Genomic DNA, 13,906 nt, shown 5'->3' with positions numbered 1-13,906 from the left:
CTGATGGTTGGCGAGAATGCGCCCCGCAGGGAATCGCACGTCGCTGATTGGACATCAGGACCCGGTCGGAAAGCCACATCTGCCGCGAGGATGTTTGAAACGGCGCGGAATTCTCCCCCTACAACGGCAACTGCCCCAGGTACGCCCGCAGCGCGAAGAACAGCAGCAACCCACCGAGGATGGTCGCCAGCAGGTGCCGGGTCAGCGCGGCGATGAGGATGCAGCCCAGCCCGCCCAGCAGGTAGGCGTTGTCCAGCGCCAGGGCCAGGTGCTCGCCGTCAGGCATCAGCATGCCCGGTACCACGATGGCGGTGAGCACCGCCGTGGGCACGTAGTGCAGCCCCTGGCGCACCACCGGCGGGAAGCGCAGGTCCGGCCAGGCGAACAGGCTGTAGCGAATGGCGAAGGTGATCGCGGCCATGCCGAGGATCAGCAACCAGGTTTCCATCACAGGGTCTCCCCCAGCAGGTCAAGGCGATCACGGCGCTCCAGCACCACGCCCACCACGATGCCGGCCAGCGCCGCGGCCATCAGCCCGAGCTTGTAGGGCAGGCCCTGACACGCCACCGCCACCGCACCGGCCACCAGCGCCGCCGCCACCTGCGGACGATTGCGCAGCATGGGCACGACGATGCCGATGAAGGTCGCCAGCATGGCGAAGTCCAGCCCCCAGGCCGCGAGATTGGGCACCGCCTGGCCGAACACCACCCCCACCAGGGTGTAGGACACCCAGCTCAGGTACATCGCCAGCGCAGCACCGAGGAAGTACCAGTGCTTGAGCGGCGAGTCGTCCTCCTCTGCATAACGGTGCTGCACCACGGCGAACGCCTCGTCGGTGAGCCAGAAGGCCAGCAGCAGGCGCCAGCGCCGCGGCAGGTGCCGCACGAAGGGTTGCAGGGTGGCGCTGTAGAGGGCGTGGCGCAGGTTCACCACCAGGGTGGTGAGCAGCACCACCGCCACCCCGGCACCACCGCCCAGCAGGGTGATGGCGATGAACTGGGCCGAGCCGGCGAACACCAACAGGGACATGCCGAGGGTCTGCCAGGCATCGAGGCCAGCCCCGGCGGCCAGGGTGCCGTAGATGATGCCGAAGGGCATGGCGCCGATGAGCATCGGCACGATGTCGCGAACGCCACGGAGGAATTCTGTAGAGCGGGACATGGGATTCTCCTTGTCCCCGTACTCTGCCAGCCGGCGCTCAGTCGGTCTTGAACGATCTTGCGCTGGCGGTCCGGTATTCGCCGGGACCTACCCCGTAGGTCTGCTTGAACTGACGGGTCAGGTGGCTCTGGTCGGCAAAGCCCAGCTGCATCGCCACCGACAACGGCGCGCAACCGCTGCGCAGCATGGCCCGCGCCTGCTCCAGGCGACGCTGCTTGAGCCACGCGTGGGGCGGCATCCCGGTGGCGCGCTGGAAGACCCGGGCGAAGTGGAACGGCGAAAGCCCCACCAGGGCCGCCAGTTCCTCCAGGGATGGCGGCGAGGCCAGGCGCGCCGCCATCATCTCGCGGGCCAGCGCCACGGCCTGGGGCTCCTGCCCCGCCGGCCGTGGCGCACCGATGCGCGCGTGGCGGCTGAACAGCAGCAGGATCGCCTCGCGCCAGGCCACCTGCTGCTCCAGGGCGGAGGCATTGCGCTCCAGCAGGCAGTGCAGGTCGAGGAAGCGGCGGGTCACCTCGGGGTCATGCAGCACGCTGTCGGCGAAGGTGGGCAGGCCACCGGTGGCGATCTCCAGCTCGTCCAGCACATCGGTCACCCGGTGCAGGTCGGGGTAGAACCCCCGGTAGCGCCAGCCTTCCTCGTGGGCCTTGGAGCCGGTGTGCAGCTCGTCCGGGTTGATCAGCACCATGCTGCCGACGGCGGCCAGGTGGTCGCTGCCGCGATGGCGGAAGCGCTGGGCGCCGGACTCGAGGATGGTGAAGACGTAGCCTTCGTGCACGTGGGGCGAGAAGCGATGCTGGATGTAGCGCGCATGCAGGAGCTCGACCCCGCTCAGCGCACTGGCCTGCCAGAAGCGGGTGCGCTCACCCCCCGTGCTCATTGGACGAATGCAGCTTCCAGTGCCTGCTTCACCGCCGGCCACTCGTGGTCCGTGATGCTGAACATGACGCTGTCGTCCAGGCGCCCGTCGGCCAGGCGACGGTGGTTGCGCAGCACACCCTCACGCACCGCGCCAAGCTTCTCGATGGCCCGTTGCGAGCGCAGGTTGCTGCCGGCGGTCTTCAGCTGCACCCGCACCACATGCCACTCCTCGAAGGCGTGGCGCAGCATCAGGTACTTGATCGAGGCGTTGAGGCCAGTGCCGTGCTCGCTGCCGGCCAGCCAGGTCCAGCCGATCTCCACGGCGGGCAGGGCCGGCATGAATTCGGCGAATCGGCTGGTGCCCACCAGGCGGTCACCCAGGCGGATGGCGAACACCACGGCCTGGCCTTCGCGCTGCTGGGCGATGCCCTGCCGGTACCAGTCCGGCCGCAGCGGGCCGCTCATGTAGACCAGTTCGTTGCGATTGGCTTCGGCCAGGGCCGCCAGCTCGCTGACATCGGCCTCCCCCAGTGGCTCCAGGCGCAATGCGCCACGCTGCAGGGTGACCGGTTGCGGATTGAACATCTGCGCCCTCCTCAGGCGAATAACCCCTGCCCGTTCTACGCGACAACCGGACGCGGTTGCCTGGCAGGGCTGCGGCGGGCTCCAGGCCCGGCGCGGCAAGCCAAGCTAACAGCCCGGCAAGAGGCGCTCAAGTCCGCCTGCGACCTTGGTAGCAGCCGCCTGACGGAAATGACCTTTGGTGCGAAACTGCAGCCTGTGCCCGGGCCCTGCCCGCCCTTTTTCCTCCGGAGTCTGCATGTCGTTGTCCAGCGGGCTGATCGCCGCGGTCGCCCTCCTCTACATGGCGGTGCTGTTCAGCATCGCCTTCTACGGCGATCGCCGCAGCGCCCCGATGCCGCCCCGGGCGCGTGCCCTGATGTTCAGCCTGTCGCTGGCGGTGTACTGCACCAGCTGGACCTTCTTCGGCGCCGTCGGCCAGGCCGCCGGGCAGATCTGGGCCTTCCTGCCCATCTACCTGGGGCCCATCCTGCTGATGGTGTTCGCCCCCTGGGTGCTGCAGAAGATGGTGCTGATCAGCAAGCAGGAGAACATCACCTCCATCGCCGACTTCATCGCCGCCCGCTACGGCAAGTCCCAGGCGCTGGCGGTGGTGGTGGCGCTGATCTGCCTGGTCAGCGTGCTGCCCTACATCGCCCTGCAGCTCAAGGGCATCGTCCTCGGCGTCAACCTGCTGGTGGGCTCCGGCGCGGACTCCACCGGCACCCGCGCCCAGGACACGGCGCTGATCGTGTCCCTGGTGCTGGCCCTGTTCACCATCCTCTTCGGCACCCGCAACCTGGACGCCACCGAGCACCACCGGGGCATGGTGATGGCGATTTCCTTCGAATCGCTGATCAAGCTGCTGGCGTTCCTCGCGGTGGGTACCTACGTCAGCTTCGTGCTCTTCGACGGCTTCGACGACCTGACCCGCCGCGCCCTGCTCGCCCCGCAGCTGGAAAACTTCTGGAACCACCCGGTGGAATGGCCAACCCTCATCGTGCAGACCGCCGTGGCCATGACCGCCTTCGTCTGCCTGCCCCGGCAGTTCCACGTGGCGGTGGTGGAGAACATCGACGCCCGCGACCTGCGCACCGCCCGCTGGGTGTTCCCGGTGTACCTGGCCCTGGCCGCGCTGTTCGTCGTGCCCATCGCCCTGGCCGGCATGATGCTGCTGCCCGCCGGCGTGATGCCGGACTCCTTCGTCATCAGCCTGCCCCTGGCCGAGGCCCACCCGGCCCTGGCCCTGATGGCCTTCATCGGCGGCGCCTCGGCAGCCACCGGCATGGTGATCGTCGAAGCCGTGGCCCTCTCGACCATGGTCTCCAACGACATGCTGCTGCCCTGGCTGCTGCGCCGGCAGAACGCCGAGCGGCCGTTCGAGGTGTTCCGCCACTGGATGCTCTCGGTGCGCCGCATCAGCATCGTGGTGATCATCCTGCTCGGCTACGTCAGCTACCGCCTGCTGGGCTCCACCGCGAGCCTGGCCACCATCGGCCAGATCGCCTTCGCCGCCATCGCCCAGCTCGGCCCGGCCATGGCCGGCGCCCTGTACTGGAAGCAGGCCAACCGCCGGGGCGTGTTCGCCGGGCTGGCCACCGGCTCGGCGCTCTGGGCCTACACCCTGGTGCTGCCGCTGGTGGCGCGCGGCCTCGGCTGGCCACTGGAGGCCTTCCCCGGCCTGGCCTGGCTGATGGCCAACCCGCTGCACCTGCCCATCGACCCGCAGACCCAGGGCGTGGTCATTTCCCTGGCCGGCAACTGGCTGCTGTTCGCCTGGGTCTCGCTGCTCTCCCGCACCCGCGTCTCCGAACACTGGCAGGCCAGCCGCTTCATCGGCCAGGTGGTCTCGGCACGCCCCAGCGGCCGCTCGCTGCTGGCGGTGCAGGTGGAGGACCTGCTGATGCTCGCCGCCCGCTTCGTCGGCGAGGAACGCGCACGGCAGAGCTTCGCCCGCTTCGCCTACCGCCAGGGCACCAGCTTCACCCCCACGCAGAACGCCAACCAGGACTGGATCACCCACACCGAACGCCTGCTGGCCGGCGTGCTCGGCGCCTCCTCCGCCCGCGCGGTGGTGAAGGCCGCCATCGAAGGCCGCGAGATGCAGGTGGAGGACGTCGTGCGCATCGTCGACGAAGCCTCCGAGGTGCTGCAGTTCAACCGCGCCCTGCTGCAGGGCGCCATCGAGAATATCACCCAGGGCATCAGCGTGGTGGACCAGTCCCTGCGCCTGGTGGCCTGGAACCGCCGCTACCTGGAGCTGTTCGACTACCCGGAAGGCCTGATCAGCGTCGGCCGGCCCATCGCCGACATCATCCGCTACAACGCCGAGCGCGGCCTGTGCGGCCCCGGTGATGCCGAAGCCCATGTCTCCCGCCGGCTGTACTGGATGCGCCAGGGCAACGCCCACACCTCGGAACGGATGTTCCCCAACGGCCGGGTCATCGAGCTGATCGGCAACCCCATGCCCGGCGGCGGCTTCGTCATGAGCTTCACCGACATCACCGCCTTCCGCGAGGCCGAGCACGCCCTCAAGGAATCCAACGAAAGCCTGGAGCAGCGCGTCGTCGAGCGCACCCAGGAACTGTCCCAGCTGAACCAGGCGCTGATCGAGGCCAAGGGCACGGCCGAGGCCGCCAACCAGTCGAAGACCCGCTTCCTCGCCGCCGTCAGCCACGACCTGATGCAGCCGCTGAACGCCGCGCGGCTGTTCTCCGCCGCCCTCGCCCACCAGCTGGAAGCGCTACCCCCCGAGGCCCGCGAACTGGTGGGGCACCTCGACAGCTCGCTGCGTTCGGCCGAGGACCTGATCACCGACCTGCTGGACATCTCGCGCCTGGAAAGCGGCCGCATCACCCCCGACCGCACCACCTTCCCCCTGGCCAGCCTGTTCGACACCCTGGGAGCCGAGTTCAAGGCCCTGGCCCAGGAACAGGGCGTGCAGTTCCGCCTGTGCGGAAGCCGGCTGAACATCGAGAGCGACGCCAAGCTGCTGCGCCGGGTGCTGCAGAACTTCCTCACCAACGCCTTCCGCTACGCCAAGGGCCACGTGCTGCTGGGCGTGCGCCGCGAAGGCGACGCCCTGCGCCTGGAAGTCTGGGACCGCGGCCCCGGCATCCCCGAGGACAAGCGCAAGGTCATCTTCGAGGAGTTCAAGCGCCTCGACAGCCACCAGACCCGCGCCGAGAAGGGTCTGGGCCTGGGCCTGGCGATTGCCGACGGCCTCTGCCGGGTGCTCGGCCACCGGCTGGAGGTGCGCTCCTGGCCCGGCAAGGGCAGCGTCTTCAGCGTTACCGTGCCCGTGGCGCGCCAGGCCCGTCCGGCCCCGGCCCGCCAGCCGCAGGAAGGCGCCGGCCAGGCCCTCAACGGCACCCAGGTGCTGTGCGTCGACAACGAGGACAGCATCCTCACCGGCATGGACAGCCTGCTGTCACGCTGGGGCTGCCGCGTCTGGACCGCGCGCAACCGCCTGGAGTGCGAGCAGTTGCTGGAGGAAGCCGTGCGCCCGGAACTGGTGCTGGTGGACTACCACCTCGACGAAGGCGAGACCGGCACCGAGCTGATGGGCTGGCTGCGCACCCGCATGGGCGGCCCGGTGCCCGGTGTGGTGATCAGCGCCGACGCCCGCGCCGAGCTGGTGGCGGAAGTCCACGCGGCGGGGCTCGACTACCTCGCCAAGCCGGTGAAGCCCGCCGCGCTGCGGGCGCTGATCAGCCGCCACGTGACGCTGCGCTGACGGGCAAAAACGCCAACCGATGTGACGCAGTTCCCGCTTTCCAGGCATCGCGGTATAAGAAGCGCCACGAAATCCAGGAATGCCGTCGATGCCACTCCAGACCGGGCAGGCCGCAGTCATGCCGCCCCTGCCCGAACGCCCCGCCGAGGACTACCTCGCAGAACGGGTCGCCACCCTCTTCTCCACCAGCCCGGCCACGGCGGTGGGCAACGTCTTCTCCGGCACCATGGTGTTCGGCGTCTACCACGCCAGCGCCCCGTTGTTCGGGCGTTGCGTCTGGCTGCTGGTGCTGGTGCTGCTGATGGGCGTGCGGCTCTGGCTGGTGGCGGCCTGGCGCCGCAACCCGCAGCGCTTCACCCCGCTTGCCTGGGCCCGCCTGACCATGTGCCAGTGCGGCGCGGTCGGCCTCGCCTGGGGCTTCGGCGCCATCTGGCTGATGGGCTACGGCACCGCCTACGAGGACGTGATCTACGGCTGCATCGCCCTGGCCTCGGTGATGGTGGCGATGAGCAACGTCTCCTACTGGCCGGCCCACCTGGCGTTCCACGTGCCGATGTTCACCCTGCTGGGCATCGCCTACGCCCTCGACCCGGAGCCCCAGGCGCGCTTCCTCGCCATCTCCGCCTGGGTGGTGTGCCCCTTCATCGCCGAGATGGGCCGGCGCCTGCAGATCCGCTTCAACGAGGCCCTCAAGCTGGCCTGGGAACACCAGGTGCTGGCGCACAAGTACGCCCTGGCCAACCAGGAGCTGGCGGTGCTGAGCCGCACCGACGACCTGACCCGCATCGCCAACAAGCGCCACCTGGACGAAACCCTCAAGCGCGAGTGGCACCGCTGCGCCCGCACCCACGCGCCGCTGAGCGTGCTGATGCTGGATATCGACCACTTCAAGCTCTACAACGACCGCTATGGCCACCTGGCCGGCGACACCTGCATCCGCCAGGTGGCCGAGGCCATGCGCGGCAGCATCCGCGAGCACTGCGATTTCGTCGCACGCTTCGGCGGGGAGGAGTTCACCGTGGTCATGCCCGGCACCGACCTGGCCACGGCCCAGGCCATCGCCGAACGCATCCGCGCGTCCATCGAGTCTCTGCAGGTCCCCCATGCCGGTGCGCAGCGCGGCTACCTCACGGTGAGCATCGGCGTGGCCTCCACCGAACAGCCGGTGGCCCGTGAAGAGGCCCTGGTAGGGAATGCGGATGTGGCGCTCTACAAGGCCAAGCACCAGGGCCGTAACCGGGTCGAAGCCTTCACCGCCGAGGATGCCCCGGCAACCAGTGCTCCCTAGCTCTTCAGAAAGCCCTTCAGCAGTTCACCGACACGGCCACCCAGCTCCTGGTTGGCCGACGCCTGCAGCCCCCGCGCCAGCTCGCTGTCCACCACCTCCTCCACCAGCGGCCGCAGGGCCAGCAGTTGCCGGTTCAGCGCCTCCAGCTCGGACACGTGGGGCAGGCTGCTGCTGAGCAGCGGGTTGACCAGGTGGGCAACGATCATGCCGACGATGCCATCGGCCACCGGCGCCACTTGCTGGCGGATCAGCGCGAACTGCTCCAGCAGTACCGCCAGCGGGATGCCGGAGCGGTGCAGCTGCACCCCGGCGTTGAAGATGCGCGGGTTCAGCACCCGCAGGTGATCCCCGGCGAACTCCACCAGCCCCAGCTCGCGGGCGCGGTCCAGGGTGTCGTCGGTCAGCGCCTCGCCGAACAGCGCAATCAACTCGTCGAAGCCCAGGCGGGTCGGCTCCGGCTGGCCCCAGGCCCCGGCGATGGCAGCGTCCAGGCCCAGCACATGGGCCAGGTCGCGCCCCTGCTCCCAGGCCTCCAGCAGCTCGCGGATGCTGGCGATGCTGTAGCCGCGCTCCAGCAACTGGCCGATCAGCAGCAACCGCGACAGGTGCCCGCCGTTGTAGATGCCCACCCGCCCGCGACGCTCCGGCGGCGGCAGCAGGCCCCGATCCTGGTAGGCCCGCAGGTTGCGCACGGTGGTGCCGGCCTCGCGGGCCAGTTCATCGACGGTGTATTCCGCCGCCTCGGGCGGGGCATCCCCCTCGGCTGGCGTACGGGCCAGCAGGCGGGACAGGAAGGGCTGGGGTGTCTTCATGGGGGCGGATCATAGCCCCGCCCCCGGACCGCCAACAACACGCCCACCCCGCCCCATCCTATGGCTGGACTTGCTGCCGCCCCTTCCCGCCCGCCACCTCGCAGAAGCGCGCAAAGCCAGGTACGGCAAGGCCTTCAGGCGGGCGGTAACGGGGTAACGCTGCGGGCGCGGCAACTGGCCAGGCGCCGGCGTCTCACTGACAATCCATGACATCGCCTGATGTCACGATCCGTGCCCCAGGCCCACCTCACGCCCGGGAGCACGTCCATGAACGCACCGCTCAACCTCGAACCCCAGCGCACCCTCGTCCAGGGCGATGGCGTGCGCCTGGCCACCTACCAATGGGGCAACGCCAAGGGCCCGGTGCTGCTGCTGGTGCACGGCTACCCCGACAACCACCGGGTCTGGCTGCCGCTGGTGCGCGAACTGGCCGCCGACTACCGGATCATCGCCTACGACGTGCGCGGCGCCGGTGACTCCGAAGCCCCCCGGCGGGTGCGGGACTACCGCCTGGTGCACCTGGCCAACGACCTCGAAGCGGTGATCCGCGCCCACAGCCCGGACCGCCCGGTGCACCTGGTGGCCCATGACTGGGGCTCGATCCAGAGCTGGGAGGCGGTGACCGATCCGCGCTTCGAGCCGCTGCTGGCCTCCTACACCAGCCTCTCCGGGCCCTGCCTGGACCATGTCGGCCACTGGATGCGCGCCCGCTTCGGGCGCCTCGCCCCACGCGGCTGGCTGCAGGCGCTCGGGCAACTGGTCAGCTCCTGGTACATCGCCTTCTTCCAGACGCCCTGGCTGCCGGAACTGTGCTGGCGGCTGGGCCTGGCGCGCGCCTGGCCGGCCGTGATGCGGCAGATGGAGCGCATCCGCGAGCCGGAGCGCAACCCGCACCAGTTGGCCGACGGCCAGCACGGGGTGAAGCTCTACCGCGCCAACTTCATGCCGCGCCTGTTCGCCGCTCGCCAACGCCCCACCCGGGTACCGGTGCAACTGGTGGTGCAGACCCGCGACCGCTACGTGCGACCCCAGTTGTTCGACGGCCTGGAACGCTGGGTCCCGGACCTGCTGCGGCGCGAGGTGGACGCCGGCCACTGGCAACTGCTGGCCCGTCCGGGTCGCCTGGCGGCCTGGTTGCGGGCCTTCGTCGAGGCGAAGGAGCACGACGCCGGGCACGCGGCGCCCTGAGCAGGGGAAGTTTCCGACCCCATCGCACCACCTGCCACACAACATAAAAAAACGGCCCAAGTCGGGGAGGACGTGGGCCGTTGAGGCGCTATCGCAATCGTCAGGCGGAGTCTGTGCCCCGCTGGAGGACGCCGGTCAGGCGCTGGCGTCCTGGTATTCCTTCTCGGCGGCGTCGAAGCGCTTGATCATCGAATCCGACGGCGCGGCGCCGATGCGGCTGAAGATCAGGATGCCGAGGGTGGCGAGGATGAAGCCCGGGATGATTTCGTACAGGCCGGTCCAGCCGAAGAAGTTCTTCCACAGGATCACGGTGACGGCGCCCAGCACCATGCCCGCCAGGGCACCGTTGCGGGTCATGCCCTTCCACACCAGGGAGAGGATCACCACCGGGCCGAAGGCGGCGCCGAAGCCGGCCCAGGCGTAGGACACCAGGCCCAGCACCTTGCTCTCGGGGTTGGAGGCGATGGCGATGGCGATCACGGCCACCAGCAGCACCATGGCGCGGCCGACCCAGACCAGTTCGTTCTGGCTGGCGTTCTTGCGGAAGAAGGCCTTGTAGAAGTCTTCGGTCAGGGCGCTGGAGCACACCAGCAGCTGGCAGCTCAGGGTGGACATCACGGCCGCCAGGATGGCGGACAGCAGCACGCCGGCCACCCAGGGGTTGAACAGCAGCTTGGCCAGTTCGATGAACACGCGCTCGGGGTTGGCGGTGACCGGGCCGGCCACGTCCGGGTGAGCGGAGAAGTAGGCGATGCCGAAGAAGCCGACGGCAACCGCGCCGCCCAGGCAGGCGATCATCCAGGTCATGGAGATGCGGCGGGCGTTGGGGATGGACTTGACCGAGTCAGCGGCCATGAAGCGCGCCAGGATGTGCGGCTGGCCGAAGTAGCCCAGGCCCCAGGCCATCAGCGAGATCACACCGATGAAGGTGGCGCCCTTGAGCATGTCGAAGTGGGCGGCGTCCTGCAGTTCGATGGCGGCGAAGGTCGGATCAATGCCGCCGTTGATCATCATCACCACGACCGGGGTGAGGATCAGGGCGAAGATCATCAGGGTCGCCTGCACGGTGTCGGTCCAGCTCACCGCCAGGAAGCCACCGATGAAGGTGTAGGCGATGGTGGCGGCGGCGCCGGCCCACAGCGCGGTCCCGTAGGACAGGCCGAAGGTGCTTTCGAACAGGCGGGCACCGGCGACGATGCCGGAGGCGCAGTAGATGGTGAAGAACACCAGGATCACCACGGCGGAGAAGATGCGCAGGATGCGGCTGTGGTCTTCGAAGCGGTTGGTGAAGAAGTCCGGCAGGGTCAGGGCGTTGCCGTTGTGCTCGGTCTGCACCCGCAGGCGGCCGGCCACCAGCAGCCAGTTGAGGTAGGCGCCGACGATCAGGCCGATGGCGATCCAGGCCTCGGACAGGCCCGAGAGGTAGATGGCGCCGGGCAGGCCCATCAGCAGCCAGCCGCTCATGTCGGAAGCGCCAGCGGACAGCGCGGTGACGAAGCTGCCGAGGCTGCGGCCCCCGAGGATGTAGTCGGACAGGTTGTTGGTGGAACGGTAGGCGGCCAGGCCGATCAGTACCATGGCGGCGATATAGATCACGAACGTGATCAGCATCGGGTTGCTGAGTGTCATGGGGTCTCCCCTGCTCGTTTGTTGTTATTCGGGAGCTGAGGGTGGTCTGCTCCCGTGGTGATTGTTTGGCGACCGCGCGTGGCGATGACCGCTTGGCTTCTCGACCCTGTCGGCCAATAGCCGATTAACGTCCGATCGAACTTCAAGCGAGGCGATCCGGCCCCACCCGTCATCGAAGGCCCTGCTCATGGGGAGCGGCCCTCGCGAACATGTACAGAAATACCTGGCCTCTTGGCTGACGCACCGTCCGCCCAGGACGGTGCGTGGATTAACCGCTGCGGGGTGACGGGCGGCCACCTCATCGGACATGGGGCCCGTTCGGGTACCGCGCCTGCACGTGGAAAGGCGTGATTCCCGGGTGCGCTACCCGTTGGTCTTCATGACCATCGCGTTGGATTCAGTACAGCCCAAACCGTCGATGAAGGCGGGCTGAAAATCAGGAAGCGTGGAATGTAGAGAGGTGGCACCTCGACTTTCTTACACAATCCTCTGATTTCATTTCCGGATAGTCCGATAAAGGGAACTTTCTGCCAAAAGGTGCAACCGGCTACTCGTCAGAGCAGCCGGCACTTTGGCTCAGAAAGCCAGGCGCACGCCCATGGTCAGGTTGCGCCCCGGGAGTAGCACCTCGTCCTTGATGAAGGAGCTGTGGTTGCGCCCTTCGGCATCCAGCAGGTTGCTCCCCTTGAGGTAGAGCTCGTAGCCGGCCATCTCCAGCTTGCCGGTGTAGGTCAGCGCGGCACCGAGCATGTTGTAGCCGCCGGTACGGGTCTCGTAGTCGGCGAGCTGGTCCTGGCGCTGCACGCGGTAGAACTCCAGCTGCCCGGCGAGGGCCGGTGCCAGGCGCTGATCGAGGCGGATGCCCAGGCGATCGGCCGGGATGCGCGGCAGGTCCCCGCCGCCGCTGCGCAGGCGGCCACGCACGCGGTCGCCGAAGAGCGTGACGTCGGTGTCATCGCTGAAGCGATAGCCCACCTCGCCCTCGGCGCCGGTCAGCACGGCATCCTGCTGGCGGTACTGGATCTCGCGCATCTCGCCGCCGATGTCGCGCCCGGTATCCGCCGCGTAGATGAAGTCATCGATCTGGTTGCGGTAGACGCTGAGGCTGAAGTGGGTGCGGCCGGCGAACTTGCGCAGGGTCAGTTCGACGTTCCGCGAGGTTTCCTCGCTCAGGTTCGGGTCCCCCAGCTCGACGGTACGAGTCGCGGCGTGGGGGCCGTTGGCGTACAGCTCTTCGGCGGTGGGCAGGCGCTGGGAGCGGGACAGGGAGAAGCCAAGGGAGTATTCCGGCGCGAAGGTCCAGACCGCCCCGGCGGACACGGAGGTGCCGCGGTGCTGGCGGCTGCGCTCCCCGCGCGCGGAGATGTCCTGCCACTCGTGGCGCAGGCCCAGCTCGTAGCGCCAGTCATCCCAGGTGTACTCCTCCAGCAGGAACAGGCCGTGGTTGCGGGTCAGGCTCGGCGGCACATAGGCCTCTTCACCCAGGGCCTGGAAGTCCCGGCGCGAGCTCTGCCCGCCCAGCACGCCACGCCAGCCGAACAGCGGTGCGTGGGTCAGCTCCAGGCGGGAGTCGTAGGCCTTGTTCTTGAAGGTGGTTGCGGCCACCCCGCCTTCCATCTCCTCGTGCTGGTAGTCGCTGTAGCCCCCTCGTACACGGGCCAGTTCGAAGCCCGGCAGCGGGTCGCTGTACTCACCGCGTACGTCCCAGCGCTTCTGCTTCATGTCGATGTAGGGCAGCCCGCCCTCCTCGTGGTCATCGTGGGCATGGCCGTGCCCATGGGAACCGCAATGCCAGTCGCGCGGGCCATGGGTGTGGCAGTGGGCATGTTCGTGGGCGAGCAGGCCGTAGCGATTGTTCTGCTCGGTGTAGGCCAGGCCCAGGTAGCCGCGATCCCCGATCCAGCTGCCGCCCAGGGTGGCGCTGTCGGTGTCGTTGTAGGCCCCGGTCTGCTTCGAGGAGCGCGGGTCGCCGGCCGCACCGGGGATGTCGTAGGCGTTGGCCTGGCGCTTGAGCCCCTCGATGCGCCAGGCGAACGGGCCGGTGCCGATCGTCAGGCCACCGGCCCCGAGGCCCTCGTCGGCCACGGTGTTGCCGCGCAGCTCCAGCTCGCCTTCGTAGCCCTTCTCGGGGAGCGCAACGGGAATCTTCTTGTCGATCACGTTCACCACCCCGCCGATGGCACCGCCGCCATACAACAGGGTGGCGGGCCCCTTCAGCACTTCGACGCGTTCCACCAGCAACGGCTCGATCGCCACGGCGTGGTCCGGGCTGACGGTGGACGCATCCAGCGTGTCCACGCCGTCGCTGAGGACCCGCACCCGCGCACCGTCCAGCCCACGGATCAACTGGCGGCTGGCGCCGGGGCCGAAGCTGCTGGCATGCACCCCGGGCAGGCCGTCGAGCGTCTCGCCGAGGGTCGCCTCGCGGCGCAGGCGCAGGGCGTCGCCTTCCAGCACCTCGGCGGGGGTCGTCATGTCGCGGGTTGCGGTGGACAGGGCGCTGGCGCGCACCACGCTGGGCTCCAGCTCCAGGGGCGATTCGGCTTCGGCTGCCAGGGCCGCCGGCCCGGAGAACAGGGCGATGGCCAGGGCGAGTGGAGAGCGGATCGGTTTCATCATGGGGTCCTCGAATAGTCGTCGGCGCGCCACCTTGCGCGCCTGTCAGGCGGA

General features: G+C 68.8%; 10 protein-coding genes. 3 read left to right on the top strand and 7 right to left on the bottom strand.

Annotated elements, in window-relative coordinates:
• Window positions 1–118 precede the first annotated feature (118 nt).
• The 4 genes from PotMrB4_RS08140 to PotMrB4_RS08125 are packed head-to-tail and all read right to left on the bottom strand — an operon-like array spanning window position 119 to window position 2,607.
• A complete protein-coding gene (locus PotMrB4_RS08140; RefSeq protein ID WP_172432980.1) occupies window positions 119–448 on the bottom strand; it encodes an AzlD domain-containing protein in 330 nt (109 codons plus the stop codon).
• The gene (locus PotMrB4_RS08135; RefSeq protein WP_142011212.1) at window positions 448–1,161 is read right to left on the bottom strand and encodes an AzlC family ABC transporter permease; all 714 of its coding nucleotides are present in this window, start codon (window positions 1,159–1,161) and stop codon (window positions 448–450) included. Before PotMrB4_RS08135 ends, PotMrB4_RS08140 begins: the two co-directional genes overlap by 1 nt.
• A 37-nt stretch (window positions 1,162–1,198) precedes the next feature.
• A complete protein-coding gene (locus PotMrB4_RS08130) occupies window positions 1,199–2,041 on the bottom strand; it encodes an AraC family transcriptional regulator (RefSeq protein WP_172432979.1) in 843 nt (280 codons plus the stop codon).
• Window positions 2,038–2,607, bottom strand: coding sequence for a GNAT family N-acetyltransferase (locus tag PotMrB4_RS08125; protein ID WP_172432978.1), 570 nt, complete (start codon window positions 2,605–2,607; stop codon window positions 2,038–2,040). The genes PotMrB4_RS08130 and PotMrB4_RS08125 overlap by 4 nt, the downstream gene beginning before the upstream one ends.
• A 235-nt stretch (window positions 2,608–2,842) precedes the next feature.
• Between PotMrB4_RS08125 and PotMrB4_RS08120 the strand changes: the two genes are divergently transcribed.
• Window positions 2,843–6,319 carry a hybrid sensor histidine kinase/response regulator gene (locus tag PotMrB4_RS08120; RefSeq protein WP_172432977.1) on the top strand — a complete coding sequence of 1,159 codons (3,477 nt, stop codon included), beginning with the start codon at window positions 2,843–2,845 and terminating at the stop codon, window positions 6,317–6,319.
• 88 nt (window positions 6,320–6,407) lie between these two features.
• Window positions 6,408–7,607 (top strand): GGDEF domain-containing protein, encoded by a 1,200-nt coding sequence (locus PotMrB4_RS08115; RefSeq protein ID WP_172432976.1) that lies wholly within the window; start codon window positions 6,408–6,410, stop codon window positions 7,605–7,607.
• On the opposite strand, the gene PotMrB4_RS08110 is transcribed toward PotMrB4_RS08115, so the two are convergent.
• Entirely contained in the window at window positions 7,604–8,419 is an 816-nt protein-coding gene (locus tag PotMrB4_RS08110) for a MerR family transcriptional regulator (protein WP_142011218.1), read from the bottom strand. The two genes, PotMrB4_RS08115 and PotMrB4_RS08110, sit on opposite strands and share 4 nt — an antisense overlap.
• A gap of 267 nt (window positions 8,420–8,686) precedes the next feature.
• On the opposite strand from PotMrB4_RS08110, the gene PotMrB4_RS08105 reads away from it, so the two are divergent.
• Window positions 8,687–9,607, top strand: coding sequence for an alpha/beta fold hydrolase (locus PotMrB4_RS08105; RefSeq protein ID WP_172432975.1), 921 nt, complete (start codon window positions 8,687–8,689; stop codon window positions 9,605–9,607).
• 135 nt (window positions 9,608–9,742) lie between these two features.
• Here PotMrB4_RS08105 and putP read toward each other — a convergent pair whose 3' ends face one another.
• Together putP and PotMrB4_RS08095 are read right to left on the bottom strand one after the other, a co-directional pair.
• A complete protein-coding gene (putP, locus tag PotMrB4_RS08100) occupies window positions 9,743–11,236 on the bottom strand; it encodes a sodium/proline symporter PutP (RefSeq protein ID WP_044407203.1) in 1,494 nt (497 codons plus the stop codon).
• A 576-nt stretch (window positions 11,237–11,812) separates the two neighbouring features.
• Complete coding sequence (locus PotMrB4_RS08095) at window positions 11,813–13,852, bottom strand: TonB-dependent receptor (RefSeq protein ID WP_172432974.1); 2,040 nt, start codon at window positions 13,850–13,852, stop codon at window positions 11,813–11,815.
• Window positions 13,853–13,906: the final 54 nt, after the last annotated feature.

This window comes from Metapseudomonas otitidis, from assembly GCF_011397855.1.
GTDB classification, from domain to species: domain Bacteria; phylum Pseudomonadota; class Gammaproteobacteria; order Pseudomonadales; family Pseudomonadaceae; genus Metapseudomonas; species Metapseudomonas otitidis.
The sequence above is the reverse complement of the archived record's forward strand: the minus strand, read 5'-3'. Positions and strand labels throughout refer to the sequence as shown.

Bases quoted from the DNA above. Each gene is read 5' to 3' on its own strand.
- PotMrB4_RS08140 (WP_172432980.1), bottom strand. From the start codon at position 448: ATGGAAACCTGGTTGCTGATCCTCGGCATGGCCGCGATCACCTTCGCC.
- PotMrB4_RS08120 (WP_172432977.1), top strand. From the start codon at position 2,843: ATGTCGTTGTCCAGCGGGCTGATCGCCGCGGTCGCCCTCCTCTACATG.
- putP (WP_044407203.1), bottom strand. From the start codon at position 11,236: ATGACACTCAGCAACCCGATGCTGATCACGTTCGTGATCTATATCGCC.
- PotMrB4_RS08105 (WP_172432975.1), top strand. From the start codon at position 8,687: ATGAACGCACCGCTCAACCTCGAACCCCAGCGCACCCTCGTCCAGGGC.
- PotMrB4_RS08135 (WP_142011212.1), bottom strand. From the start codon at position 1,161: ATGTCCCGCTCTACAGAATTCCTCCGTGGCGTTCGCGACATCGTGCCG.
- PotMrB4_RS08125 (WP_172432978.1), bottom strand. From the start codon at position 2,607: ATGTTCAATCCGCAACCGGTCACCCTGCAGCGTGGCGCATTGCGCCTG.
- PotMrB4_RS08110 (WP_142011218.1), bottom strand. From the start codon at position 8,419: ATGAAGACACCCCAGCCCTTCCTGTCCCGCCTGCTGGCCCGTACGCCA.
- PotMrB4_RS08095 (WP_172432974.1), bottom strand. From the start codon at position 13,852: ATGAAACCGATCCGCTCTCCACTCGCCCTGGCCATCGCCCTGTTCTCC.
- PotMrB4_RS08115 (WP_172432976.1), top strand. From the start codon at position 6,408: ATGCCACTCCAGACCGGGCAGGCCGCAGTCATGCCGCCCCTGCCCGAA.
- PotMrB4_RS08130 (WP_172432979.1), bottom strand. From the start codon at position 2,041: ATGAGCACGGGGGGTGAGCGCACCCGCTTCTGGCAGGCCAGTGCGCTG.